The sequence below is a fragment of the Staphylococcus sp. EG-SA-2 genome (assembly GCF_017152085.1).
In genome coordinates, this window is the sequence record NZ_JACYHC010001187.1 from 1 (window position 1) to 652 (window position 652).

Here is a 652-nt window from a genome sequence, read left to right on the forward strand (position 1 = left end):
AAAAATCTTTTATAAACGCAATTGAGAAAGAACCAAAGCTAGCAATTATTGCAGAAATTAAATCGAAGAGTCCTACAGTTAATGACTTACCTGAACGAGATTTATCGCAACAAATCTCAGATTATGAAAAGTACGGTGCAAATGCCGTGTCCATTTTAACTGATGAAAAGTACTTTGGTGGTAGTTTTGAAAGATTACAAGCATTGACAACAAAAACAACATTACCCGTATTATGCAAAGACTTTATTATAGACCCGCTTCAAATTGATGTTGCTAAACAAGCTGGTGCATCTATGATTTTATTGATCGTTAACATCTTATCGGATAAACAATTGAAAGATTTATATAACTACGCTATATCGCAAAATCTAGAAGTGTTAATTGAAGTACATGATCGCCATGAATTAGAACGTGCCTATAAGGTTAATGCTAAATTGATTGGTGTAAATAACAGGGACTTAAAACGATTTGTCACAAATGTGGAACATACAAATACTATTTTAGAAAATAAAAAACCCAATCATCATTATATTTCTGAAAGTGGTATTCACGATGCATCTGATGTAAGAAAAATCTTGCATAGTGGTATCGATGGCTTACTAATAGGTGAGGCGCTTATGCGTTGTGACAATCTATCTGAATTTTTACCACA

1 protein-coding gene is annotated in these 652 nt (G+C 32.8%); it reads left to right on the forward strand.

What is annotated here, in order from left to right:
• Positions 1 to 652 (forward strand): indole-3-glycerol phosphate synthase TrpC (trpC, locus tag IDG60_RS19435; RefSeq protein WP_206161085.1); only part of this gene is annotated, 652 nt, incomplete at both ends.